This is a genomic window from Metabacillus sp. 22489, assembly GCF_052044855.1.
GTDB lineage: Bacteria > Bacillota > Bacilli > Bacillales > Bacillaceae > Metabacillus > Metabacillus niabensis.
In genome coordinates this window covers 1-23,851 of sequence record NZ_JBQENT010000037.1, presented here as the reverse complement: position 1 = coordinate 23,851, position 23,851 = coordinate 1, and the positions used below count along the sequence as shown (strand labels likewise).

The 23,851-nt window shown below is 37.2% G+C and carries 25 protein-coding genes and 1 rRNA gene; 22 read left to right on the top strand and 4 right to left on the bottom strand.

Features of this window, described 5'->3' with window-relative positions; translation table 11 throughout:
* Positions 1-79: 79 nt before the first annotated feature.
* Positions 80-304 carry a cytosolic protein gene (locus ACTJJ9_RS18820; RefSeq protein ID WP_145582615.1) on the bottom strand — a complete coding sequence of 75 codons (225 nt, stop codon included), beginning with the start codon at positions 302-304 and terminating at the stop codon, positions 80-82.
* 154 nt (positions 305-458) lie between these two features.
* Between ACTJJ9_RS18820 and fabL the strand changes: the two genes are divergently transcribed.
* The 5 genes from fabL to ACTJJ9_RS18795 all read left to right on the top strand — a co-directional run bounded on the left by fabL (position 459) and on the right by ACTJJ9_RS18795 (position 4,559).
* Positions 459-1,214, top strand: a complete 756-nt coding sequence (fabL, locus tag ACTJJ9_RS18815) for an enoyl-[acyl-carrier-protein] reductase FabL (protein ID WP_145582614.1) — start codon at positions 459-461, stop codon at positions 1,212-1,214.
* A 73-nt stretch (positions 1,215-1,287) separates the two neighbouring features.
* Positions 1,288-1,482, top strand: coding sequence for a gamma-type small acid-soluble spore protein (locus ACTJJ9_RS18810; protein WP_095299469.1), 195 nt, complete (start codon positions 1,288-1,290; stop codon positions 1,480-1,482).
* 211 nt (positions 1,483-1,693) lie between these two features.
* Positions 1,694-1,948 (top strand): YgaB family protein, encoded by a 255-nt coding sequence (locus ACTJJ9_RS18805; RefSeq protein WP_095299470.1) that lies wholly within the window; start codon positions 1,694-1,696, stop codon positions 1,946-1,948.
* A gap of 141 nt (positions 1,949-2,089) precedes the next feature.
* Positions 2,090-2,620, top strand: coding sequence for a nucleoside tri-diphosphate phosphatase (gene ntdP / locus ACTJJ9_RS18800; RefSeq protein ID WP_095299471.1), 531 nt, complete (start codon positions 2,090-2,092; stop codon positions 2,618-2,620).
* Between the two features lie 196 nt (positions 2,621-2,816).
* Positions 2,817-4,559, top strand: a complete 1,743-nt coding sequence (locus ACTJJ9_RS18795) for an ABC transporter ATP-binding protein (RefSeq protein ID WP_304951826.1) — start codon at positions 2,817-2,819, stop codon at positions 4,557-4,559.
* A 235-nt stretch (positions 4,560-4,794) separates the two neighbouring features.
* Here ACTJJ9_RS18795 and ACTJJ9_RS18790 read toward each other — a convergent pair whose 3' ends face one another.
* Together ACTJJ9_RS18790 and ACTJJ9_RS18785 are read right to left on the bottom strand one after the other, a co-directional pair.
* The gene (locus tag ACTJJ9_RS18790; protein WP_145582636.1) at positions 4,795-5,859 is read right to left on the bottom strand and encodes an FUSC family protein; all 1,065 of its coding nucleotides are present in this window, start codon (positions 5,857-5,859) and stop codon (positions 4,795-4,797) included.
* Between the two features lie 226 nt (positions 5,860-6,085).
* A complete protein-coding gene (locus ACTJJ9_RS18785; protein WP_145582613.1) occupies positions 6,086-7,381 on the bottom strand; it encodes a glutamate-1-semialdehyde 2,1-aminomutase in 1,296 nt (431 codons plus the stop codon).
* A gap of 190 nt (positions 7,382-7,571) precedes the next feature.
* Here ACTJJ9_RS18785 and ACTJJ9_RS18780 point away from each other — a divergent pair, with 190 nt between their 5' ends.
* The 15 genes from ACTJJ9_RS18780 (at position 7,572) to perR (ending at position 21,674) form a co-directional block, all read left to right on the top strand.
* Complete coding sequence (locus ACTJJ9_RS18780) at positions 7,572-8,588, top strand: ABC transporter ATP-binding protein (protein WP_145582612.1); 1,017 nt, start codon at positions 7,572-7,574, stop codon at positions 8,586-8,588.
* Between the two features lie 9 nt (positions 8,589-8,597).
* Positions 8,598-9,389, top strand: a complete 792-nt coding sequence (locus ACTJJ9_RS18775) for an ABC transporter permease (RefSeq protein ID WP_095299476.1) — start codon at positions 8,598-8,600, stop codon at positions 9,387-9,389.
* 4 nt (positions 9,390-9,393) lie between these two features.
* Positions 9,394-10,179 carry an ABC transporter permease gene (locus tag ACTJJ9_RS18770; protein WP_095299477.1) on the top strand — a complete coding sequence of 262 codons (786 nt, stop codon included), beginning with the start codon at positions 9,394-9,396 and terminating at the stop codon, positions 10,177-10,179.
* A 177-nt stretch (positions 10,180-10,356) separates the two neighbouring features.
* Complete coding sequence (locus tag ACTJJ9_RS18765; RefSeq protein ID WP_145582611.1) at positions 10,357-11,334, top strand: ABC transporter permease; 978 nt, start codon at positions 10,357-10,359, stop codon at positions 11,332-11,334.
* A gap of 15 nt (positions 11,335-11,349) precedes the next feature.
* Positions 11,350-12,249: a carbohydrate ABC transporter permease gene (locus ACTJJ9_RS18760; protein WP_095303304.1), complete on the top strand. Its 900-nt coding sequence runs from the start codon at positions 11,350-11,352 to the stop codon at positions 12,247-12,249.
* Between the two features lie 95 nt (positions 12,250-12,344).
* On the top strand, positions 12,345-14,003 hold the full coding sequence (locus ACTJJ9_RS18755; protein ID WP_145582635.1) for an extracellular solute-binding protein: 1,659 nt from the start codon (positions 12,345-12,347) through the stop codon (positions 14,001-14,003).
* Between the two features lie 119 nt (positions 14,004-14,122).
* Complete coding sequence (locus ACTJJ9_RS18750) at positions 14,123-14,245, top strand: hypothetical protein (protein WP_255451931.1); 123 nt, start codon at positions 14,123-14,125, stop codon at positions 14,243-14,245.
* Between the two features lie 73 nt (positions 14,246-14,318).
* Positions 14,319-16,175 (top strand): cache domain-containing sensor histidine kinase, encoded by a 1,857-nt coding sequence (locus ACTJJ9_RS18745; RefSeq protein WP_145582610.1) that lies wholly within the window; start codon positions 14,319-14,321, stop codon positions 16,173-16,175.
* Positions 16,168-17,523 (top strand): response regulator, encoded by a 1,356-nt coding sequence (locus tag ACTJJ9_RS18740; protein ID WP_186324227.1) that lies wholly within the window; start codon positions 16,168-16,170, stop codon positions 17,521-17,523. Before ACTJJ9_RS18745 ends, ACTJJ9_RS18740 begins: the two co-directional genes overlap by 8 nt.
* 3 nt (positions 17,524-17,526) lie before the next feature.
* A complete protein-coding gene (locus ACTJJ9_RS18735) occupies positions 17,527-17,700 on the top strand; it encodes a helix-turn-helix domain-containing protein (RefSeq protein ID WP_145582634.1) in 174 nt (57 codons plus the stop codon).
* A gap of 221 nt (positions 17,701-17,921) precedes the next feature.
* The gene (locus ACTJJ9_RS18730; RefSeq protein ID WP_170944518.1) at positions 17,922-18,320 is read left to right on the top strand and encodes a two pore domain potassium channel family protein; all 399 of its coding nucleotides are present in this window, start codon (positions 17,922-17,924) and stop codon (positions 18,318-18,320) included.
* Between the two features lie 66 nt (positions 18,321-18,386).
* The gene (bcp, locus tag ACTJJ9_RS18725) at positions 18,387-18,857 is read left to right on the top strand and encodes a thioredoxin-dependent thiol peroxidase (protein ID WP_095303308.1); all 471 of its coding nucleotides are present in this window, start codon (positions 18,387-18,389) and stop codon (positions 18,855-18,857) included.
* Positions 18,858-18,873: 16 nt separating this feature from the next.
* Complete coding sequence (locus ACTJJ9_RS18720) at positions 18,874-19,986, top strand: aminopeptidase (RefSeq protein WP_145582608.1); 1,113 nt, start codon at positions 18,874-18,876, stop codon at positions 19,984-19,986.
* A gap of 167 nt (positions 19,987-20,153) precedes the next feature.
* Complete coding sequence (locus ACTJJ9_RS18715) at positions 20,154-21,107, top strand: D-2-hydroxyacid dehydrogenase (protein WP_440768804.1); 954 nt, start codon at positions 20,154-20,156, stop codon at positions 21,105-21,107.
* Between the two features lie 129 nt (positions 21,108-21,236).
* Positions 21,237-21,674: a peroxide-responsive transcriptional repressor PerR gene (gene perR, locus ACTJJ9_RS18710; protein WP_145582606.1), complete on the top strand. Its 438-nt coding sequence runs from the start codon at positions 21,237-21,239 to the stop codon at positions 21,672-21,674.
* Positions 21,675-22,046: 372 nt separating this feature from the next.
* On the opposite strand, the gene ACTJJ9_RS18705 is transcribed toward perR, so the two are convergent.
* Positions 22,047-22,403 carry a YgzB family protein gene (locus ACTJJ9_RS18705; protein ID WP_145582605.1) on the bottom strand — a complete coding sequence of 119 codons (357 nt, stop codon included), beginning with the start codon at positions 22,401-22,403 and terminating at the stop codon, positions 22,047-22,049.
* Positions 22,404-22,629: 226 nt separating this feature from the next.
* On the opposite strand from ACTJJ9_RS18705, the gene ACTJJ9_RS18700 reads away from it, so the two are divergent.
* A complete protein-coding gene (locus ACTJJ9_RS18700) occupies positions 22,630-23,502 on the top strand; it encodes a nucleotidyltransferase-like protein (protein WP_095303313.1) in 873 nt (290 codons plus the stop codon).
* A gap of 266 nt (positions 23,503-23,768) precedes the next feature.
* Positions 23,769-23,851: ribosomal RNA gene (locus ACTJJ9_RS18695) — 16S ribosomal RNA — on the top strand; the annotation flags it as partial.

Genomic DNA, 23,851 nt, shown 5'->3' with positions numbered 1-23,851 from the left:
CAGTCCCCAAAAACAAAGTGAGTATTGCATTTTTGAGATTTTCACTTTATTTTGGGGACTGTCCCCTAAGGGTTGCCCCCTAATCGTATTGAGGTTTTGTGCCTTGGGTGTAGGTGGCTTGTTTGTGGTTTAGGCCGCCGCGGGAGGTGATTTCTTCGATGATTTCTCGATGGATTGTCTGCCCTTCAGCGTTAAGGTATGGGACAACCTGCTGTAATGAGTGGTGGAAATAAGCAAGCTCAGAGTCTTCCCACTCTTTTTTTGACATCATTGATAATTCTGTCATATCTCGGCCAACGTACATGTGAACCCTCCTTAATGAAAAGTGCTGTTGTTATTACATAATGTGTAATATCTAATATCGCAATGAATGATAATTAGCAATTAGAAGTTTCACTATATTATCTGATACAATATAAACATCTATTCGATTGTTTTAACTAGAAGGAGCTGACAAAATGAACCAGCAAAATAAGGTAGCATTAATTACAGGAAGTAGTCGTGGAATCGGAAGAGCAGTTGCGATTCGATTAGCAGAAAAAGGATATGATATTGTTGTTAACTATGCTCGCAGTAAATCAGCTGCATTAGAGGTCGTTGAAGAGATCGAGAAACTCGGTGTAAAAGCAGTTGCGATTAAAGCAAATGTCGGGAAGCCAGAAAAAATCAAGGAATTGTTTGCACAAATTGAAGAACAGTTTGGCAGACTTGATGTCCTTGTCAGCAATGCTGCATCAGGAGTACAAAAACCAGCAATGGAGCTTGAAGAAAGCCACTGGGATTGGACGATGAACATCAATAGTAAAGCATTGCTATTCTGTGCTCAGGAAGCAGCAAAGCTGATGGAACGAAATGGTGGGGGCTTTATCGTTAGCACGAGCTCACTCGGTTCGATTCGTTATTTAGAAAATTATACAACGGTCGGTGTTTCAAAGGCTGCACTTGAAGCATTAACAAGATATTTAGCAGTTGAGCTATCTCCAAAAAATATTATTGTTAATGCAGTTTCTGGTGGTGCAGTAGATACAGACGCACTTAAGCATTTCCCAAATCGAAATGAACTGTTGGAGGATGCGAAACAAAATACACCGGCAGGAAGAATGGTGGAAATTGAGGATATGGTCAATGCAATCGAATTTCTCCTCACAGATAAGGCGTCAATGATTCGAGGACAAACGCTTATCGTTGATGGTGGACGCTCTCTCCTTGTTTAAAAAAATTTTTTTGAAATCATGGATATAAAACAAACCTCTGGGACAATCTATATGTCGTGGAGGTGATATCAAGATGGCACAAAATAATCGTGGTAAAACAACATCAGGTACTAACATCCAAGAAGTAAGACAACAAAACGCTCAATCAGCTCAAGGCCAAGGTGCAACTTCAGGTCAATTCGGTACTGAATTTGCTAGCGAAACGAACGTTCAAGACGTAAAAAAACGTAACCAACAAGCTGAGCAAAACAAAGGTCAAAACTCTTAATTTTGTTTAAAAGACACCTCTCTCAATCGTCGAGAGGTGTCTTTTTTGTAGGCAAAATTTATAGGACTAAAAAACATACTTTTCAAAAAAGAAATTTCTCAAACGACAAAACCTCCTTTTCCTCTACATAAGTAGTCAAAGGATAGAAAGAGATTATGAAGAAATAAACAGTATGAAAAATATATTCTCTTTATTTGAAAGGAGAGGAACAATGAATTTTGAACAGCTAGTTGGCGAGCAATTAAAAACGATGGATAAATTATTATATTTGCAATCAGAAATAGAGCGATGTCAAGATATAAAAACTCAATTAAATGTGTTACAGGATGAGGCAAAGCTTCAATCTATACAGGAAGAAATTATCGAAATGAAGAAAGAACTAAACCATATTCAACAGGTTTTTGAGAAGCAAACAGAAGAAGTGATTCGCTCGTATGAAAAGCAAAGATTTGAAACAGTATCTTAGTAGCAAATGAGAGTCATTTCTATGTAAATGGCTCTTTTATTTTGTTTTTTTAAGGACAAACGTTATAATAGAAAGAAGTATATAAAATCATTCATTAAAATTTCGTTTTACGATTCGAATAGTTGAAAGAAGGGGAGAAAAGTGGGTATTCCCAGGGAAGGAGACAAAATCCAAATTCATAGCTATAAGCATAATGGATATATACATAGAGTCTGGGATGAATCGACTGTATTAAAAGGCTCTCAGCATTGTATAATCGGTGGAAATGACCGGACTGTCGTGACAGAGTCGGACGGTAGAACATGGGTTACGAGAGAACCGGCGATATGCTATTTTCATGCGAGATATTGGTTTAATATTATAGGCATGCTAAGAGATGACGGTGTTTATTATTATTGTAATATAAGCTCACCATTTGTTTGGGATGATGAAGCATTAAAATATATCGACTATGACTTAGATGTGAAAGTGTATCCTGATATGACTTATACGATACTTGATGAGGATGAGTATGAGCAGCACAGCAAAGAAATGAACTATCCTGAAGTCATTGATTTAATTTTAAAGAAAAATTTAGAAACATTGCTCAGGTGGATTCGGCAAAAAAAAGGTCCGTTCGCTCCAGAATTTATTGATGAGTGGTATGAACGGTATTTAACATATGTAAAATAGGAGTAGGGTTGACTCAGGCAGTTCTTCAGTTATCCAGATAATTGAAGTGGAAGAGGGTCAGCCTTTTTACATAGAAGAATTTTAATAAAGGAAAGCTAATGACCATAGCTTTCTGAATGTAGAAATAAGCGCCTTGCCCTAGTTTACGTTGGGGTTGTTCAAGGCGCCTGCGCTTTTTTAGAAACGGGGGATTTATTTGGGTTCTATAAAACGATATATGGAGTTTGTTAAGCCATATCGAATTCAAATCGTGGGGACGATTATTATTGGGATTATTAAGTTTTCTATCCCACTTCTTTTACCATTGCTGATTAAACATGTTGTTGATGACATTATTGGAGGAACTGGCTCACCGGATGAAAAAACAAGGACACTATTAACGATTATGGGAATTATGTTCGTTCTGTTTGTCGTCGTCAGGCCACCGATTGAATATTATCGACAATATTTTGCACAATGGGTAGGCAGCAAAATTTTATACGATATCAGGGATCAACTATTTACGCATTTGCAAAGGCTTAGCCTGCGGTATTATGCAAATACCCGTGCTGGTGAAATTATTTCGAGAGTTATTAATGATGTTGAGCAAACAAAGAATTTTGTCATAACTGGATTGATGAATGTTTGGCTTGATGTTGTCACAATTGTGATTGCAATAGGTATCATGCTAACTATGGATATAAAGCTAACACTTGTTTCAATTATTTTATTCCCGTTTTACGGAATCTCAGTGAAATATTTTTACGGAAAGCTCCGCCATTTAACGAGAGAACGCTCACAGGCATTAGCCGAAGTACAAGGACATTTACATGAGCGTGTTCAAGGGATGCCTGTTATTCGAAGCTTTGCAACTGAGGATTTTGAACAGCAACAATTTGCGAAGGAAAATTCAAATTTTCTAAAAAAGGCACTTGATCATACGAGCTGGAATGCGCGAACTTTTGCTGTCGTTAATACGTTAACAGACATTGCACCATTAGTCGTCATTACATATGCTGGCTATCATGTTATTCAAGGAACGCTCTCAATTGGAACGATGGTTGCCTTTATTGCGTATATTGAACAGCTATATGGTCCGCTTCGTCGTTTAATCAATTCTTCGACAACGTTAACACAAGCATTTGCATCAATGGATCGTGTTTTTGAATTTATTGATGAGCCATATGAGGTAGTTGATAAGCCAAATCCGATTATTGCTAAAAATGTAAAGGGTGAGGTCGAGTTTCAAAATATATCGTTTCGCTACAATGAGAACGAACCTCTCATTTTAGAAAACCTTTCACTCCAGGTTAAAAAAGGGGAAACAATTGCCTTAGTCGGAATGAGTGGTGGAGGAAAATCTACCCTTGTTAGTTTGCTCCCGCGTTTTTATGATGTAACGGCAGGGAGAATCTTGTTGGATAACATCGATATTAGGGATTACCAAGCACAGAGCTTGCGCGAGCAAATCGGGATGGTGCTTCAGGATACATTTCTGTTTAGCAACACGGTTCGTGAAAATATTTTAATAGGTAAGCCTGATGCAACAGAAGAGGAAGTAATCAATGCGGCAAAGGCTGCAAATGCACACGACTTCATTATGAAGCTGCCAAATGGCTATGATACAAAAGTTGGTGAAAGAGGTGTTAAGCTTTCGGGAGGTCAGAAGCAAAGGGTATCAATTGCTCGCGTCTTTTTGAAAAATCCACCGATCCTCATTCTAGACGAGGCAACCTCAGCGCTTGATTTAGAAAGTGAACATCTTATTCAAGAGGCACTTGAAAAGCTCGCAAAAAATCGTACAACGTTTATCGTTGCACACCGATTATCAACGATTACACATGCTGATAAAATTGTCTTAATAGAGGATGGAAAAGTAGTTGAACAAGGAAGTCATCAACAGCTAATGGATAAACAGGAAAGTTATTATAAGCTGTTCCAAATTCAGCAGCTTGATTAAGATTTGAGTTAGGGAAAAAAGGTTTCAGCCAAAGAAAAGTCCGAACTATTATTGAAATTCTAATTGAATTTCGGATTAATTCGGACCTTTTTAGTTTTTGTATTGTTCAATGAACGGCCTTCATTTGGGAGATTTTTGTTGTTTTAAGAGGGAAAAGCAAAATGAAGCTATCGAAAAATGATCAGCCCCTCACACTTGGAGGAGATAGACCTTTTTACAATAGCTTCTTGTTTATTTACCCAACATCGATTTTTACTTCATTTTCTTTTTTATGATAGCTATGGAAGCTTGAAATCAATGTTTCTAAATGCTCGATTTGTTCACTGTAATCTATAATCGTTGAGATAAGCGGTAATAGATGATAATATTCTGTCGGATGGTCTTTATAGTATTCCATAAAGGCATCCATAAGCTGTTTCTTATTGAATTTCCCTTCATCAATTAGCTTTGTTGATGGTTGGGTTTTGATTTTCCCAATAAACCGGAGCAATGTTTCCTCATGAACATAAAGTAAATATTCTAGCTCATTAAATAGCCCTTTTTGTAGGTTTTCAGGCAATTGGATAAGTTCATTTTCCAAGCGGTGAAGTCTTTTTAATGTAAAGAATGCCCTGTTTGTCGTTGTGATCATTTGTCTGAAAAGGACGAGCTTTCTTGATTTCGCATAGGATTCTCTCTTAAAATAATTTCGTTCCTCTTTATAATTTCGATAGAGGATATCTTGCTTAAGCATTTCATCCTTTAGTTTATCAATTTCATCTTTTAATATATTATGCTCAGACGATTTTCGCAGGCTAATTCGAATCCATTTTATAATATTTTCAGCATTTTCCGTAATCCGCAAATAGAGCTTTTTCTCATATTTAGGCGGTATAAAGACGAGGTTTACGATAAAGGCTGCGAGCACACCGAGTAAAATCGTGAAAAAGCGAATTAAGGCAACCTCTGTAAAGTTTTCCCCAGGACTTTCTAATATCGCAATGACTGTGACAAGTGCGACTGGAATTGTATTTTCAGATTTTAATTTAATGTTAAGTCCAATGACGATAATCGCTGTAATCCCAGTTATAACAGGGTGTGAGCCAAAGATAAGTCCAAAGCTTATCGCTAAAACAGCACCGATGATATTTGCTTGGATTTGTTCAATAATGGATAGATATGAGCGATAAATTGTCGGTTGGATTGCAAATATTGCTGAGATTCCTGCAAAAGCAATCGAAGGTAATTGAAAGGCTGTTGCTAAAAATAATGCCAGTGTTATAGCAATCCCTGTTTTGAGAATGCGAGCACCTAGTTTCATGTATGTGAATGACATTCCTTTCTTAGATATCATATTTGTCTACATGTAAATATCAATATAACGATCGTTTTACTTTTAGACCAATAACGTACTATACAACCTTTAGATGCTTTATACAAGATGTAAAAATACATTTTAACAAAAAAGAAAAAAGAGTGTATTTTCAAAAAATTAAAAATGAGGATACTTGCTTAGAGTATCCCCATTTTTAGCGTTATTCTGCTTATTATGCATCAATTAATTGACTAAATGCATGCTCAACGGCTTTTAATGTTATTTCGATGTCTTCCTTCGTATGTGCAATTGTTAAGAACCATGCTTCATATTTTGAAGGAGCTAGGTTTATTCCTTGCTCAAGCATAAGCTTGAAGAATTTCGCGAACATTTCACCATCTGTATTTTCTGCTTGCTCGTAATTTGTAATTTGTTCGTCAGTAAAGTAAACAGTAAGTGCACCTTTAAGACGATTTATCTTGATTGGAATATGATATGTACGAGCGTGCTTAAGGATCCCTTCCTCAAGAATAGCTCCAAGCTCATCAAGCTGCTCATATACACCTTCCTGCTTTAACACCTCTAAGCAAGCAATCCCTGATAAAATCGATGCTGGGTTACCGGCCATTGTTCCTGCTTGATATGCTGGGCCTAGTGGGGCAACCTGTTCCATAATCTCTTTCCGTCCGCCATAAGCACCGATCGGCAGACCGCCACCAATAATTTTTCCTAATGCTGTTAAGTCAGGGTAGACACCTAAAAGGTCTTGAGCACCACCATACATAAAGCGGAAAGCCGTAATTACTTCGTCGTAAATGACAAGTGCACCAGCTTCATGAACTAATTCATTTACCTTTTCCAAAAATCCAGGCTTAGGCTCTACAATCCCGAAGTTACCGACGATTGGCTCAACTAAAATCGCCGCTACTTGGTCACCCCATTTGTCTAATGCTTCCTTTAATGGCTCTATTTCATTAAATGGAACAGTGATGACTTCCTGAGCGATACTGCTAGGGACACCAGCTGAATCAGGTGTTCCTAATGTTGAAGGCCCAGAGCCTGCAGCTACGAGGACAAGATCAGAATGTCCGTGATAGCATCCTGCGAATTTAATGATTTTATTGCGACCTGTATACGCTCTTGCAACGCGGATTGTCGTCATAACAGCTTCCGTACCAGAGTTTACAAAACGAACCTTATCTAACGCTGGCATAGCCTCTTTTAGCATTTTTGCAAAGGTAACCTCAAACGGAGTAGGTGTCCCATATAAAACCCCGTTTTCTGCTGCCTTTTGGATTGCTTTTGTAATGTGTGGATGAGCATGTCCAGTAATAATTGGACCATATGCTGCTAAATAATCGATATACTTATTTCCATCAACATCCCAAAAATAAGCACCTTTTGCTCTTTCCATAGCAACTGGTGAACCGCCGCCAACAGCTTTATACGAACGTGAAGGTGAGTTAACCCCACCGACAATATGTTGTAATGCCTCTTCATGTAACGCGTTTGATTTAGAAAATTCCATAATTGCCTCCTACTTTTTTACGAGTCCTTTTCATTTTAGCATAAGAAAAGCGGATAAAAAATTTCCTTGTTTTGCGGGCGGAAGTATGAAACATAACTTAAGATATTTGGCGAAAGCCAGCGCATAGTATTTGTTGGATTTAGAAAAATTAGTTAAACTATTCGTTGTGATGAAACGTGGAGGGAAAATCATGTCAAATATTATCGAAGTGAAAAAGCTTAGAAAAGAGTTTAAGTCGTATTCAAGTCGCCAAGGGCTTAAGGGGGCGTTTCGCGATTTGTTAAACCGACAATATAAAGTTGTTCCTGCTGTTAACGATGTTACCTTCTCTGTTAAGCAAGGGGAAATGGTTGGCTATATTGGCGAAAATGGTGCGGGGAAATCAACCTCAATTAAAATGCTAACAGGGATTTTAACTCCTACGTCAGGAGAAATTCTCGTCAATGGAATGAACCCACATAAAGAAAGAGAGCGATTTGTAAGGACGATTGGGGTTGTCTTCGGTCAGCGCTCACAGCTATGGTGGGATATCGCTGTCCAGGAATCGTTTCGCTTATTGAAAAAGGTATATAAGGTTTCGGACGCAGATTATAACGAGCATATGGACCATGTCATTAAGACATTGGACATCGGCCCGTTACTTGATAAGCCGGTGAGAAAGCTGTCTTTAGGTCAAAGAATGCGATGTGAGCTTGCTGCTGCCTTAATTCACAATCCGCCATTGCTCTTTTTGGACGAGCCGACAATTGGCTTGGACGTTTTAGTTAAACTGAAAATCCGACAGTTTTTAAAAGAAATGAACGAAAAATATAAAACAACAATCCTGCTGACAACACATGATCTTTCCGATATTGAGGCTTTATGTGAACGAGTTGTCATGCTTGATGAAGGAAAGGTCATTTATGATGGGGCGCTAGAAAAATTAAGAACCCATTGGGGAGATGGGAAGCAAATTCAATTTCAATTTGCTGAAGAAGTGGCGGAAAGCAGCTTGTCTTCCTTAACGGCAAATTTAGATGTAACGTGGCAAAAGGGGGATAAATTGAATGTGTGGACTGCGGTTGTTAGCGATAAGGAAGCGCAAATGTCTGAGCTTATTGGCCGCATAGTTGGAGCACATCAAATCCTTGATTTAACGGTAGCAGAAATCTCGACTGAAGAGGTCATCCGCAAAATTTACGAAAAGGGAGAAGCGTTAACTAGCTGAGGTGGAATGATGGATAAATATATTGAAATGATTCGAATCCGCTTTTTAATGATGCTTGCCTATCGAACGAATTATTATAGCGGAATTTTAATTTATAGTATTAATATCGGCGCTTACTATTTCCTTTGGACAGCGATTTACGGTGGCAAGGAATCAATTGAAGGACTATCTGCTGTACAGATGACGACATATGTAGCAGTTTCCTGGATGGCGCGTGCCTTTTATTTTAATAATATTGACCGTGAAATTGCTTTGGAAATTAAGGAAGGGAAGGTAGCGGTTGAACTTATTAGACCTTATAACTATTTAGGAATGAAAACGATGGCAGCCTTTGGTGAAGGGATATTTCGCTTAGTATTTTTCTCTGTTCCCGGAATGGTGATCGTCGGTCTCGTGTTTCCGATGGAGTTTTCATCAAATGGGACAACATGGCTGTTATTTGCGTGCTCGCTTTTATTTAGCTTCATTATTAATACACAGATTAACTTAATTACAGGGATGCTCACGTTTTTCTTATTTAATAATGATGGATTAATGAGAGCAAAACGTGTGATTATTGATTTATTTTCCGGACTTCTTCTACCGATTAGCTTTTATCCAATGTGGGCTCAGGAGATCATGAATTATCTTCCGTTCCAGGCAATTAGCTATATTCCAAGTATGATATTTACTGAGGGGATAACAGGAAACGAGGTTCTATACAAGATTTTATTACAAGGCTTGTGGGCAATTGTGTTGCTCATCCCAATTCAAATGCTTTGGTCATTAGCGAAAAAACAAATGATTATACAGGGGGGATGAGGGAATGTTCTACTTTTCAATGTTTACCCAATATGTTGGTCAATATATGAAAACAAGGCTTCAATACCGTGCAGATATGGTTGTTGAGCTTTTATCAGATATGCTGTTTCAAGTAACAAATCTTGTGTTTATCCTCGTTGTATTTGGACATACACAGTTTTTAAACGGATGGAATCGTGATGAAATTATTTTTATTTATGGCTTTTTTCTCGTTCCATATGCAATATTCGGTGCATTTTTTAATATTTGGGATTTTAATGAGCGTTATATCGTTAAGGGAGAAATGGATCGGATTTTGACGCGGCCGATTCATAGTCTATTCCAGGTTGTGCTCGAACGTATGGAATTGGAATCTTTATTCGGGGCTTTCACCGGTATCATTATTATGGGCTATGCAGCAATACAGCTGCAATTGACGTTCCAATGGTATGATGTTTTGTTATTTATTGTCTTTGTGATAAGTGGTGCTCTTGTGTATGCCGGGATTTTTGTATCGTTAGCAAGCATTGGCTTTTGGTCTGATGCAAGAACATCGCTTATGCCGATGATGTACAATATCGGGAACTATGGTCGTTATCCGGTTGATATTTATAATTCCGTAATTCGTTTCGTATTGACGTGGATTCTGCCATTTGCGTTTGTTGGGGTTTATCCGGCAGCGTTTTTCTTAGAAAAGGAAGAATGGTATGTTTATTCATTTTTGACACCTGTAATCGGAATTGTCTTTTTTACAATTTCTGTCCTGCTTTGGAATGCAGGGGTGAAAAAGTATCGTGGAGCGGGTAATTAAATCGGTGCAATAAGAGAGGCTTGATATGAAATCAAGCCTTTTTTGTCGTTTAATGGATTTGTACCTCCAACCTAAAATTATGTTCCCTCAGTCAAAATATAAGTGCTTACATCTCTCGAAAAACTTCACTATGATAGACGTAACGAAAGAGTAGATGCTGAAGGCTGAGGTGGAGAAATGAAAACGGATACAAAAATAGCGAAGGAAAGTAGCCATCTGGTTATACGAGAAACACGAAAAGGAAGGCTACGAAAACTAGTAAAGCAAGTAATCGCCCAACGGCAGCTACAAGTAATGGCATTGCTAGGTATATTGTGGATGATTATTTTTAATTACATCCCAATGTATGGGTTAATTATCGCCTTTAAAGAATACAGTGTCATTCGGACGATTGCAGAGGCACCGTGGGTAGGGCTAGCGCATTTTAAGGAATTTATTGAGGACGATGCGTTTTGGGTCGTGCTGAAAAACACGCTTGGAATTAGTGTCATTAAACTAATCATTGGCTTTCCCTTACCAATTATCTTTGCTCTATTTATGAATGAACTAACGTCGTTAAAATTTAAAAGAGCCGTGCAAACAATTACTTATTTACCCCACTTTTTATCATGGGTTGTTTTAGGTGGAATTTTAACGACATGGCTCGCAGATGTTGGAATTATCAATGATATTTTAATAGGATTAGGGCTAACAAATGAACGGTTGAGCTTTTTAGCGGAGCCGGACTATTTCTGGGGTATTGTGATTATTTCAGATATTTGGAAGGAGCTTGGATGGTCAGCAATTATTTATCTAGCAGCCATTACAAGTGTATCACCTGAGCTGTATGAGGCTGCAACGATTGATGGGGCAACGAAATTTCAAAAAATGTGGCATGTTACACTACCAGCAATTAGACCAACAATTACAATCTTATTTATTTTAGCAGTCGGGAATGTGTTAAATACGAACTTTGATCAAATTCTCGTCCTGCGAAATGCGCTAAATGAAAGTGCTAGTAATGTAATTGATATATATGTTTATCAGGTTGGGATTCAAAATGCCCGATATTCTTATGCAACAGCCGTTGGGCTATTAAAGTCTATTATTGCATTTATTCTCTTATTGGCAGCCAATAAAATTACGAAAAAGCTAGATGGAACTTCACTATTTTAGAAAGGAGGAGACCATATGTTTAACTTGTTTAAACGAAATAGACGAACGACAAGCGAGTATATTTTTGACAATTTGAATGTGCTAATTATGCTGTTCATTTGCTTTATTACGTTATATCCGATTTGGTATGTGCTCGTTAATTCATTAAATGAGGGTTTGGATGCAATGAAGGGTGGCATTTATTGGTGGCCGCGAGATTTTACCTTTGATAACTATAAAGCGGTTTTTGCTAATGAAGGAATTGTGACGTCATATGGAGTGACAATTGCTAAAACCGTCATTGGTACTGTGGCTCACGTTTTTTTCACGGCAATGGTTGCTTATGCGTTATCACGTAAAGATTTACGCGGCAGAAAACTTTATATGTTTATTGGTATTGTCACGATGTTCTTCAGCGGAGGACTAATTCCACAATTCCTTTTATATCGTGAGTTAGGTTTACTAGATAGCTTCTTTGTTTACATCATTCCAGCCTTATTTAGTTTCTTTGATTTAATTATCTTTGTCTCCTTTTTTAGAGCTTTGCCAACCTCTTTAGAGGAAGCGGCTAAAATCGATGGTGCGAGTGATATTAAGATTTTTCTTAAGGTAGTCATTCCATTATCAATGCCTGTCATCGCAACGATTGCCCTTTTTCACGGTGTCTATCAATGGAATGATTATTTTGCTGGGGTTATTTTTGTCAATAATCCAGATTTACAGCCGATCCAGACATATTTATATAAAATCATTGCCGAATCGAGCTCAAATCAAATGATGACAAATGCTCCTGGCGGGGTTGCTAGTAAAACAGTTACATCACAGTCTATTAAACTAGCTACAATGGTCGTCACGACATTGCCGATCGTCATTGTCTATCCGTTCCTACAAAAGTACTTTGTGAAAGGAATGTTAATTGGTTCGATTAAAGGGTAAGAATACTGGTTGCTAGATACTAGCTTGCCTTTCCTAGTGCAAGGGGAGGCAAGTTGTTAAGGTTAAAAACGAAAGGGGTAAAAACAATGGGGAGAATGAAACTGAGGAGAGCTTTCTATTTAGCATTTATTATTTCAATTATGGCTAGTCTTATGGTCGCTTGTTCAGCAAATAAAAAGGAAGAGGCATCATCAACCGAAAAGCCAAAATCAAATCTATCTGCGGATGAGCCTGGCTGGAAGGAGGACACATCACCAATTACGTTTGATTGGTATATTAACTTCTCATGGTTTGCGAACAAATGGGGAAATGATGCAACCTCAAAATATATTACGGAAAAAACAGGTGTATCGTTAAATATTATGACACCTGCAGGGAATGAAGCAGAGAAAATGAATACGATGATCGCCTCTGGTAGTTTACCAGACTTTATTACATTAGGCTGGGGGGAAGAGGCTGTTAAGCAAATGATTGAAGGAGAGCTTGTTCTTCCGTTGAATGAGCTTGCTGATCAATATGATCCATACTTTTTCAATGTTTCCGATCCGGCAAAGCTTGAATGGTATCGACAGGAGGATGGGAACGTATATGGCTATCCAAATGCTTCCTCATCACCGGCAAACTTTGAGAAATATAAGGAATTGAAGCCATCAAACCAAACGTTTTTAGTTAGAAAGGATATGTATGAGGCAATTGGTAGCCCTGATATGCGGACACCTGAAGGGTTCTTAAATGCATTAAAGGCTGCAAAGGAAAAATTCCCTGAAGTAAATGGAGCGCCGTTAATCCCGTTAGGCTTGCATGAATTTACTGATACAGGAAACAGCTCACTTGAATGGTATTTGCAAAACTTTTTAGCGATTCCGATGGAGAAGGATGGAGAGCTTTATGACCGTTCAACAGACCCGGAATATTTGAAATGGTTAAAGGTATTTAGAGAAGCAAATGAAGAAGGATTATTGGCGAAGGATATTTTCATCGATAAACGTCCGCAAATGGAAGAAAAAATTGCCCAGGGTCGTTACTTTGCAATGCTTTATCAGCGCAGTGATATGCAGGCACAGCAATTATCGCTTTACGCAAATGATCCGAATTCTGTTTACATTGCTGTCGACGGACCAGCAAACGAACAATTAGACCAGCCGACATTAGCAGGTGATAGCTTAGCTGGTTGGACTATTACATTGATTTCTAAGGATGTAAAGGACCCTGAAAGAGCGATTCGTTTCATGAGTTATTTGCTTAGTGAAGAAGGACAAAAGGATATGTATCTTGGTCCAGAAGGAGTTGTACATGAAGTTGTTAATGGTAAACCACAATTCACGAAGGAAGCATATGAATTATTAACAACCGATCGCACCGCATTTGACAAAAAATATGGGGCTTCACACACGTTTTGGATGCTAATGGACACAGATATGCAGCTGCAATGGCAAACACCAACTGAAGAGCCATTTAAACAAATGGAAGACTGGACGAAAGGAAAAACGAAAAGCTTTGCAGTATATGATGATATTAACCCGCAAGGAACCTCTGAGGCAGGGATTGCTAATAGCAAAATTGCCCAGGAGTGGGGGAAAACATTACCAAAGCTCCTATTAGCTAAATCTGAAGAGGAATTTGAAAAAATTTATCAAGAATTCCAAGAAAAACGTGATGAATTAGGCTATGACAAGGTTAGGGAATATCAGGAGAAACGCTTTGCAGAGAATAAAGTGAAAATAGAAAAAGCGGAAACGCAAAAAAAGGAATAGGAAAGATTAAGAGAGAATCTGCTTAATTTGCAGATTTTCTCTTTCTAAGACTTTTTTTGTAAAACATTGTAGAGGTTGCTTAGTGCATAAGTGCCGAGACTTTTACGGGGTCTTTGGATGTGACTTGGCAGGTATTTACACCAAGAATGCAATCACCAACCATTAGAAAGCAAGCATTGCACGATGAAATCAACCAAATGACTATAATAAAAAGCAACAAAGTTTACGGAAACGGTCTATAAAAAGACAACGCTTTCATACATCCTATGCCATAATAGAAATACGAAACCTTTCACCTATTAGGATGTGTTGTTTATGCTGCTCAAAAGGATGATAAAACGAATCTATCGTTGGTTTAGTCGGTTGTCTTTACAAAACAAATTAGTCTTTCTATACACAACGCTTTTTATGATTCCAGTTTTCGTACTTGTTTTTGTCCTCTCACATGAGTTTTATGAAAATGTGATTTCTGATACTATACGAGAAAATGAATATTTAATTGAAATGGAGAAAATCCAGGTTCAAAAAAATATTGAAGCGATGCGAGAAGCAGCGCAAACGTTAATTTCAGATGATCAACTAATTCATTTTGTTAGTGATCGGCGTGATAAAAGTGTGCGTGAGTTAATAGAATTTCAGAACGAGCATATTGACTCAAAGGAGCTGCAATCCGTCAATCCACTCATTGATTATTCACAGTTTTATATTGATGATCCTTCATTAATGGAGATGTGGCCATTGTTATTTCGGGAAAATCGAATAAAAAGTAGGCCTTGGTACGAAAGGGTGATGAAGCAGAATGGGACAGAGCTTTGGTGGTTGAAAAGACAGGATTATCGACTGCTTTCAAATGTTCCTGACGATAACCCGAAAATATCATTATTTAGGGAAGTAAAGGATAGTCAAAATAACCATTTAGGAATGATCGAAATTTCAATGCTCCAACGAAACTTTTTTCCGAAAATGTACAGTCCAATTACTGATGGGCAATCAGAAATTTTTATCATTGATCAGGAGAAGGAAGTATTTACGAATCCAGCAAACAAATTTCTCCGCGAGCATAAATTTAAAAAGAAACACTTTCAAGAGCTTATTCAACAATTGACTCAGAATGGTAAAAATCGTTTTATTTATATGAACAACAGCATTCCTTATTTAATAGCTTCCACAGAAATTGAGGAATTAAATATGAAAATGGTTAACGTTGTTTCTTTAGAGAAAATAGATTCAGAGACGAGAAAAGTAAGGTATATGACAATTATTATCGCTATTGTGCTGCTCGCGATTTTATCAACATTGACATATGTTATTACATCCTTATTGTTAAAAAAGATGTATAAGCTCATTGAAAATATGAAGCAAGTAGAAAAGGGTGATTTTACAACGAAAATTGACATTGATGGACGTGATGAGTTTTCAACTTTAGCGTTTCATTTTCGGAATATGCTAAGTAAAATCAATCATCTCATTGCTGAAGCCGTTAATAAACAGGCAGTCTCAAAGGATACTGAGCTTAGAGCGTTGAAAACCCAAATCGACTCACATTTTCTTTATAATACATTAGAGAATATTAAAATGATGGCAGAGGTTGAGGGGAAATACGAGATTTCTGATGCACTTACTTCATTAGGCTCAATGATGAGATACAATATAAAATGGAAAAATGAGTTTGTTGTCCTAAGTGAGGAAATAGCACATATTAAGCATTACGTGATGATTATGAATCTGCGGTTAGATCGGGAGCTTGTATTAGACGTAGTCATACCAAATGAACTTTTAAATCAAGAAATGTTAAAGCTATCTTTACAACCGATTGTTGAGAATGCAATTAAACATGGAATTGAACCGAGTGAGGCTGCAACGAGAGGGAGAATAATTGTAAACGCATACAAAGATGACCAATTCGTCTATGTTGAAATAACAGACAATGGTGTAGGGATCGATGAGACGGATCTCGCTATATTAAATCGAAAAATCATTCATGATGAAGGTTATAGTAACGGGCAATCTCAATCAGGCAACGGAATTGGCTTGAAAAATGTTCATGAACGAATTGTTTTATTTTACGGGAAAGAGTTTGGCTTGAGTGTGAGAAGTGTTAAAGGTAAGTACACATCAGTTGTCATCAAACTACCTTATTTATTAATAAGGGGGGCAAATGGAAATGTATAAGCTATTAATTGTTGATGATGAGAGAAATATTCGTCTTGGAATTCGGGCAATGATATCGAGGGAATTTCCAGAATCCTTTACATTTATGCTAGCAAGTAATGGTGAAGAGGCTCTTACGCTATTAAAAAATGAGCAGATTGATATTATGTTTACAGATATTAAAATGCCTACTATGGATGGCATAGCTCTCGTACAAGAAATTCAAAAATTGGATCGAAAGCCAGAGGTTGTGATGATTAGTGGTTATGATGATTTTGAATATGCAAAGGAAGCGATAAAGTATCGTGTAAAGGATTATTTACTTAAGCCGATTAATCGAGATGAGCTAAAGAATACAGTGAATCAGGTCTTAAATGAGCTAATCACAGATAAGCAGAACCAATTTGACTTTGATGAATATACGTCAAATCAATTAAACTATATTTTTTTAAACCCGAAAATCTCTGAGGATGAAATCGAAGCGATTGCGGTGAAACTACCGATAGCACCGTTTGGAGATGGCTATTATATTGGGGCACTTACATGTTTGAAAAGTGATGCTGAAGATCAGGCTTCTTGGGTGAAAGGAATTCTTACTAATTATTGTAATGAACCACCGCAAAACATTCTTTGTTTTCATGATAAAGACGGAAATGTTGTGATGATAACGACAGAGGATTCAGTGTTTACTGAATTAATCAACCATCTTCCATTAAGAAATGTCTCAATTGGTGTTAGCGGAAAGGAGAATTCGATTAGGAAAATTAAAACAGCCTATGAACAAGCTATATTTTCTTTAAAAAGTCATTTTATTTTACCGGGAAGGTCAATGATTTGGTATGAGGAGGTAAGCAAACACTTCATAGGAGATGTTCAGCCACCACCAATTGATGAATTAAAGAAAATCTCGAATATGATTGGGACGAATCGTGATCAGGAAATTCGGATTCACTTATTAGAAGTGCTGAATATCGACGTTATTTCAGCCTATGGGCTTAAATACATGGAGGCTCTTCATGATGCGATCAATCGGATTATTCTTGACGAAGCATTTAAGAGACTTGGAGAAGAATCAATTGAAATCCTTAAACGGTATGATAAGGTCGGGGATATTTATCATTTTGAAAGGTTTTACGACTATGTCTATGAGCTTGAAAATCTCATCCTGCTATTACATGAATATAGCAAACAGCTTAAGCTAGTCTATTCTGAGCAAAAATATATGGAGAAGGCAATAAAATATATTCATGAAAATTACAATAAGGATTTAAATCTAGCTGTCGTATCAAACTATGTTTCCCTTAACTATTCTTATTTTAGCCATATGTTTAAGGTATACACAGGGCAGAATTTTGTCGACTATTTATAAAAGATTCGGATCGAGCAAGCGAAGATTCTCCTAAAAAACCTAGAGTTGAAAATATTTGAGGTAGGAACGATTGTTGGATACAAAAACCCAAAGCGTTTCACAAAAGTGTTCAGGGAATTAGAGGGGATTTCTCCAAAGGAATATCAAGAGGGATTTTTATTAAAGGATTATAGTTGAACTTATATATAAATAAAATATTATGAAAGAGCAGGCTCGCTACGATTAAGGTAGCGAGTTTTTTCGTCTTGACCTAACTTTGGCTGAACTGTACAAGGAGCTTGCTCTTTTCTAGTTTAGCTATCCTGCTTTTTTTAGGATACGAAGGATTCAGTTGAATATCATCACAACTGCTTGTATATATTTGTACAAAGCGAAGGCTCAAGTAGGGTGGGATGGTTGTGGAAATAATATTTTGCTTGTTTATCGCCATTTGTATTTTTATGAGCTTTAAAAGTGTTGTAGAAGCATGCTTTCAGAAAAATTTCTTTTCCTTTGAAACAATTCTTATTTTTTCTTATCTTTATATTACATTGCTAATTGGCTTTGGAATGATTTATTTAATTTGTATGCAAAGTAATTTAACTGTTTTAACAGAGTCAGATGTTCCAGTTGCAGGGACCTATTTCGAAAAGTTAATTATGTCGATGTATTTTAGTGCTGTTACCTTGTTTTCCGTTGGCTACGGCGACCTTGTTCCGATCGGTATTGGCAGGCTGTTAGCTGTTGTTGAGGCGTTAATTGGCTATGTGCTACCAGCAGTTTTCCTCGCTCGAACATTTATCGGGGTAGAAAAGTAGAATTAGTTGTATGTTGAGCTAAAGTTGGATACGCTTAAGTTAGACAATCTTTTAGGAGGAGTTTACATGACAATAGAAGTAGGCAGCAAAGTACCTAATATGAAGCTATTAGCAGACAATGGCGAGCAGGTTAGCTTAACAGATTATCAAGGAAAGTACATTGTCTTATATTTTTACCCAAAGGATATGACACCTGGTTGTACGACAGAGGCATGTGATTTCAGAGACCAGCATCAAAGCTTTTCAGAGTTAAATGCCGTTATTATCGGAGTTAGCCCAGACCCGCAGGATAAACATCAGAAGTTTAAGGAAAAACATGAGCTTCCTTTTCAATTACTAGTTGATGATGAGCATAAATTAGCAGAGGAATTCGGTGTTTGGACATTGAAAAAGAATTTCGGCAAAGAATATATGGGAATTGAACGGTCGACGTTTATTATTAATCCTGAAGGGGAAGTAGTAAAGGAATGGCGAAAGGTTAAAGTAAAGGACCATGTTGAAGAAGCGCTGCAATATATTAAAGATATTCAAAACTAAATAAGCGGGTGACTAAATGAGGGATGAGAGAATAACGAAACTAGCCACGATCTTGCTTACACATTCAGTAAAGATAAAAAAGGCAGAAAAGGTTTTAATAAGGGGTCATCTAAATACGAAGCCTTTAATAACAGAGCTTATTGATCAAGCATATGAGCTAGGGGCTTATCCATATGTTGATTTATTTGACGATGAAATCAATCTCCATTTAGCGAAAAATTACAAGCGTGACCAACTGACGGCACAAGCACAATGGCAAATGCAGATTTATCAAGATGTCGATGCGGTGATTATCATTATTGGGGAAGAAAATGATGCGGAAATGGTCGAGGTTCCAAAGGAAATGCATCGCTTACGTGGGGAAATTATGAAGCCTGTCTCTGAGTTTTATGTGAATAACCGCAAATGGGTGCTTCTCAATTATCCTACAAAGGGATTAGCGCAGAAAGCAGGGATGAGCACAAGAGCCTTTGAAGATTACTTATTTAAGGTATGCACGGTTGATTACGATAAAATGGCAGCAGCAGTTTCCCCGTTAAAGCAGCTGATGGAAAAAACGGACAAGGTCCGAATCGTAAGCCCTGGTACAGATTTGCAATTTTCGATTAAGAATATTCCTGCGATTCCTTGTACTGGTGAAGCAAATGTTCCAGATGGTGAAATATTTACTGCACCAATAAAGGACTCTGTTAACGGAACGATTCTGTTTAATACACCATGTCCATATCATGGGACAACATTTAAATATGTTAAATTAACTTTTGAAAATGGGAAAATCATTGAAGCAACAGCAGATAATACGAACAAATTAAATGAAATTCTCGATACGGATGAAGGAGCGAGATTTATCGGAGAGTTTGCGCTTGGCTTTCATCCATATATTGAAGAACCGATCGGCGATATATTATTTGATGAAAAAATATGTGGCAGTCTTCACTTTACACCAGGCGAAGCATATGAGGAAGCGGATAATGGAAATAAATCAGCGATCCATTGGGATATGGTGCTGATTCAACGTCCAGAATACGGGGGCGGGGAAATTTATTTTGATGATGTTCTAATCCGAAAAGATGGGGAATTCGTTCTAGCAGATCTCAAAGGTTTAAATCAAGAGAATCTTAGAAAGTAGCCTATTTTTTCGAAGCAAGGCAAACGTCCAGACAAACTAGGTGAATTTTCGTATCTTATAGGGAAGGCATTACCTCCTCAAATGTTAGCGCCGGACTAGTGCGGAAATTGTTCCGCACTCTTTTTTATCCATATAGAAAATACATAGAGCATGGAGGGTGACAACCTATGAACATATTATCTACAGTGAAGCTCCCGACTGTACTGAAACAGCAAATTGAGAGCAAATTTCCGACAGTGACATTTTACCATGATAAAAAAATAGATGAAGCACTTGATATTTTAGCTGAGGCAGATATTTTGTTTACGTATGGAGAGGACTTAACAGCTAGCCATATACAGGCTGCAACAAAACTGAAATGGATTATGGTCGGATCAGCCGGAATTGAAAAGCTTCCATTTGATGAAATTGAAAAAAGAGGGATTCTCGTTACGAATTCAAAAGGGGTACATGCGATTCCGATGGCAGAGTATTGCTTAGCCATGATGCTCCAGGTTTCACGTCAATCGAAGGCGCTCATTGAAAATGAAAAAGCTCATAAATGGGACAGAACGGTAAGTATGATGGAATTATACGGGAAAACAGTCTATATACTAGGTGCAGGAGCAATCGGACAGGAAACAGCAAAGCTTGCTCAGGCGTTTAGTATGAAGGTGTTAGGGATGAACCAGGATGGCAGACCTGTCGAATGCTTTCAGGAAATGTACACATATAAAGAGCTGAAAGAAACGATTAAAGAAGCGGATTTTGTTATCTCTGTTTTACCAAGCACAGAGCAAACGAAAGGCCTACTAAACTATGAACTTTTTAAAGAAATGAAGCGAGAGGCAGTGTTTATTAATATCGGCCGTGGTGATGTCGTCAATGAAAAGGACTTATTAAAGGTTTTAGATGAAGGGCTAATTAGCCATGCTGTATTAGATGTATTCGAGCATGAACCTCTCGATGAGCACCATCCATTTTGGGATATGGAAAATGTGACGATCACACCACATTTATCTGGCATTACCAAAAACTACCTCCCGAGAGTCATGCCAATCTTCGAGGACAACCTTGAAAGGTTTAGAAATGGTGAATTATCAATGATGCGGAACATCATTGATTTGAGAAAACAATATTAAAAGCATAACAGAAGGTAAAAAGTAAACAATAACCTATATATTGAGGTTTGACAAAACTATTTGTCACAATGTACACTAATTATAAACATTATAAAGTAATAATATTTATTGAAGTGAGGTGCATGGCGGATGTCTGAACATCAATTGAAGGATGCTTTAGATGCTTTAAAACAAACTGGAGTACGTATCACACCTCAGCGTCATGCTATACTTGAATTCTTAGTTGGTTCCATGACACACCCTACAGCTGATGATATATATAAAGCGTTAGAAGGAAAATTCCCTAATATGAGTGTTGCAACTGTGTACAATAACTTAAGGGTATTTCGTGAGGTTGGACTTGTAAAGGAATTAACGTATGGCGATGCATCAAGTCGATTTGACTTTGTAACGTCAGATCATTATCACTGTATATGTGAAAGCTGTGGTAAAATCGTAGACTTTCACTATCCAGGACTAGATGAAGTTGAGGCGTTAGCGGCCCATGTAACAGGCTTTAAAGTAAGTCACCATCGTATGGAGATTTACGGTAAATGCGCTGAATGCGATAAAAAGGAAACGCATTAAGACAAGCTCAGTACCAATTCTGCGCTTGTTTTTTTGTGTAGAGAACGAAAAAAAGAGGCTTCTTATTATGGGGGTATTCCTATATAGAGGCCTCGTCTTTTTTTTGAAGAGGTAGTTTTGTACATAGTTTTGAGGATAAGCATAGCTCTCGGAGGTCACAAGACGAATCAGAATTGAAGGTAAAGAACACCTTCTATTCTGATTCGTCTTATTTGCCCTAGGCTGAACAAGGCGCTTCCGCTTTTCGAGATGTCTAGCTCCAGCGCCTAACCCCTCGAGGTCATAAGCCACAAAATTGAAGGTAAAGAACACCTTTATTTCTTTTGCGTCTTATGTTTGTCGGGGCTGAACAAGAGCTTCCGCTTTTCGAAATTACGCTTTTATATTTTTACGGTTATAATTTTCGTCGAATTCTTTACCTTCTAGTTCTTTATCTAATGTGAGTGGTTCTTTGCAGTGCATGCACATATCGACTCGACCGAGTATTTTCGTTGGTTTTTCGCAGGTTGGACAAATTACCTGAACGGCTCTTGTTGATAGCATTCCGATCCAGAAGTAAACAACAGTACTAGCGATAATCGATAACATCCCTAGCAGCATGAAAATCGTCATAATCCAAATGTTTGTTCGGAAAAAGATACCTAAATACATAATGATAAACCCGACAAAAACTAAACTAAGTGCAAAAGTACGTATCTTATTAATTTTACTAGTATATTTACGAGCCATAATCGTAAACCTCCTTGTTTAAAATATAGCACAGGTTGTTTAAGAGTGACATGATTAATCAAATGAAATGCATCATGTTATAGAAAAGAAAAATCTTAGCAAACTTTTATTTGTTAAACGATATAGATTATTTTATAATTTTCCTCGTGCTATTTTTGAAAAGGGATTTGCCTTTTATATGTAGAAATAATTAATAAAGTCCTTATATTGGAGGAATAAAATAATGATGGAAAATATTCTCCGTCCTATTTATCAGGAACGGGCAAGTCATTCCGATACACTAGCGATCATTATGATTGAAAAGAGGAATCAAACATCACCTATAACAGATAATTTAGATGCTGTTTTACTCGTTGTTGTGAATGACTCAGATGCAACAACATTAATTAAGCATTATGAATTTGAAGATAAAAAAGCATCCTTAACAGTTATGACGAATGAAGATTTACAGGAGGCTATCTTGCTTGGGACAAATCGAAGAATAGTCGAATGGATATTAAATGGACGAGTTCTTTTTGATCGAAATGAATATTTAGTCAAACTTATTGAACGCATTAAAACCTTTCCTTTTGCAGAGCGTAAATTAAAAATAGGAATTGAATATGGAAAACTAATTCGAAGATATATTGAAGGAAAAGCCTTTTTTGAGTCAAATCAGTTACTTGATGCATACAATCATATTGTTCATGCATTACACCATTTAGCGCGATTAGAAGTGATTGATCGTGGGTTTTATCCAGAGGTAACTGTGTGGAATCAGGTTAAGCATATTGAGCCACAAATTTATAAGCTATATAAGGAACTAGTAGAAAGTGATGAAACATTAGAAAAAAGATTAGAGCTTTTATTTTTAGCGAGTGATTTTCTTATTCATTCAAAAACAGAGATTGGTGCTGCTCATATTATATCAATCATGTCTGAAAAGGAATCGTGGTTTTATAATGAATTGTATCACCATCCAGAACTTAAGTATTATTCGGTTGATTTAAGCATTATTTTAGAATTTTTAGTTGAAAGAAAGTACATTTCAACGAAAAGAATTGAAACGAAAGGGAAAGAAATTTTTCATCGAGCATATTTTATTGAAAAAAAGTGTTGACGTGAATAATTGAAGATGATATATTTGTAGACGTCGCTGTTACAGATTAACAAAACGGCGGCCATCATCTCAATTTTCTCTCTCAAAAAACTTTTTTAAAAAAGTGTTGACAGAGAAAACGAGAAATGTTATATTTAGAAAGTCGCTTCACTGAAAGAAACGACATTGAATGTTCTTTGAAAACTAAACAAAACCAAGCGTGCCAACGTTAATTTCGATTAACAACAAATCGTACTATTAAGTACACAATGAGCAAGTCAAACACTTTATTGGAGAGTTTGATCCTGGCTCAGGACGAACGCTGGCGGCGTGCCTAATACATGCAAGTCGAGCGAATCTGAGGGAGCTT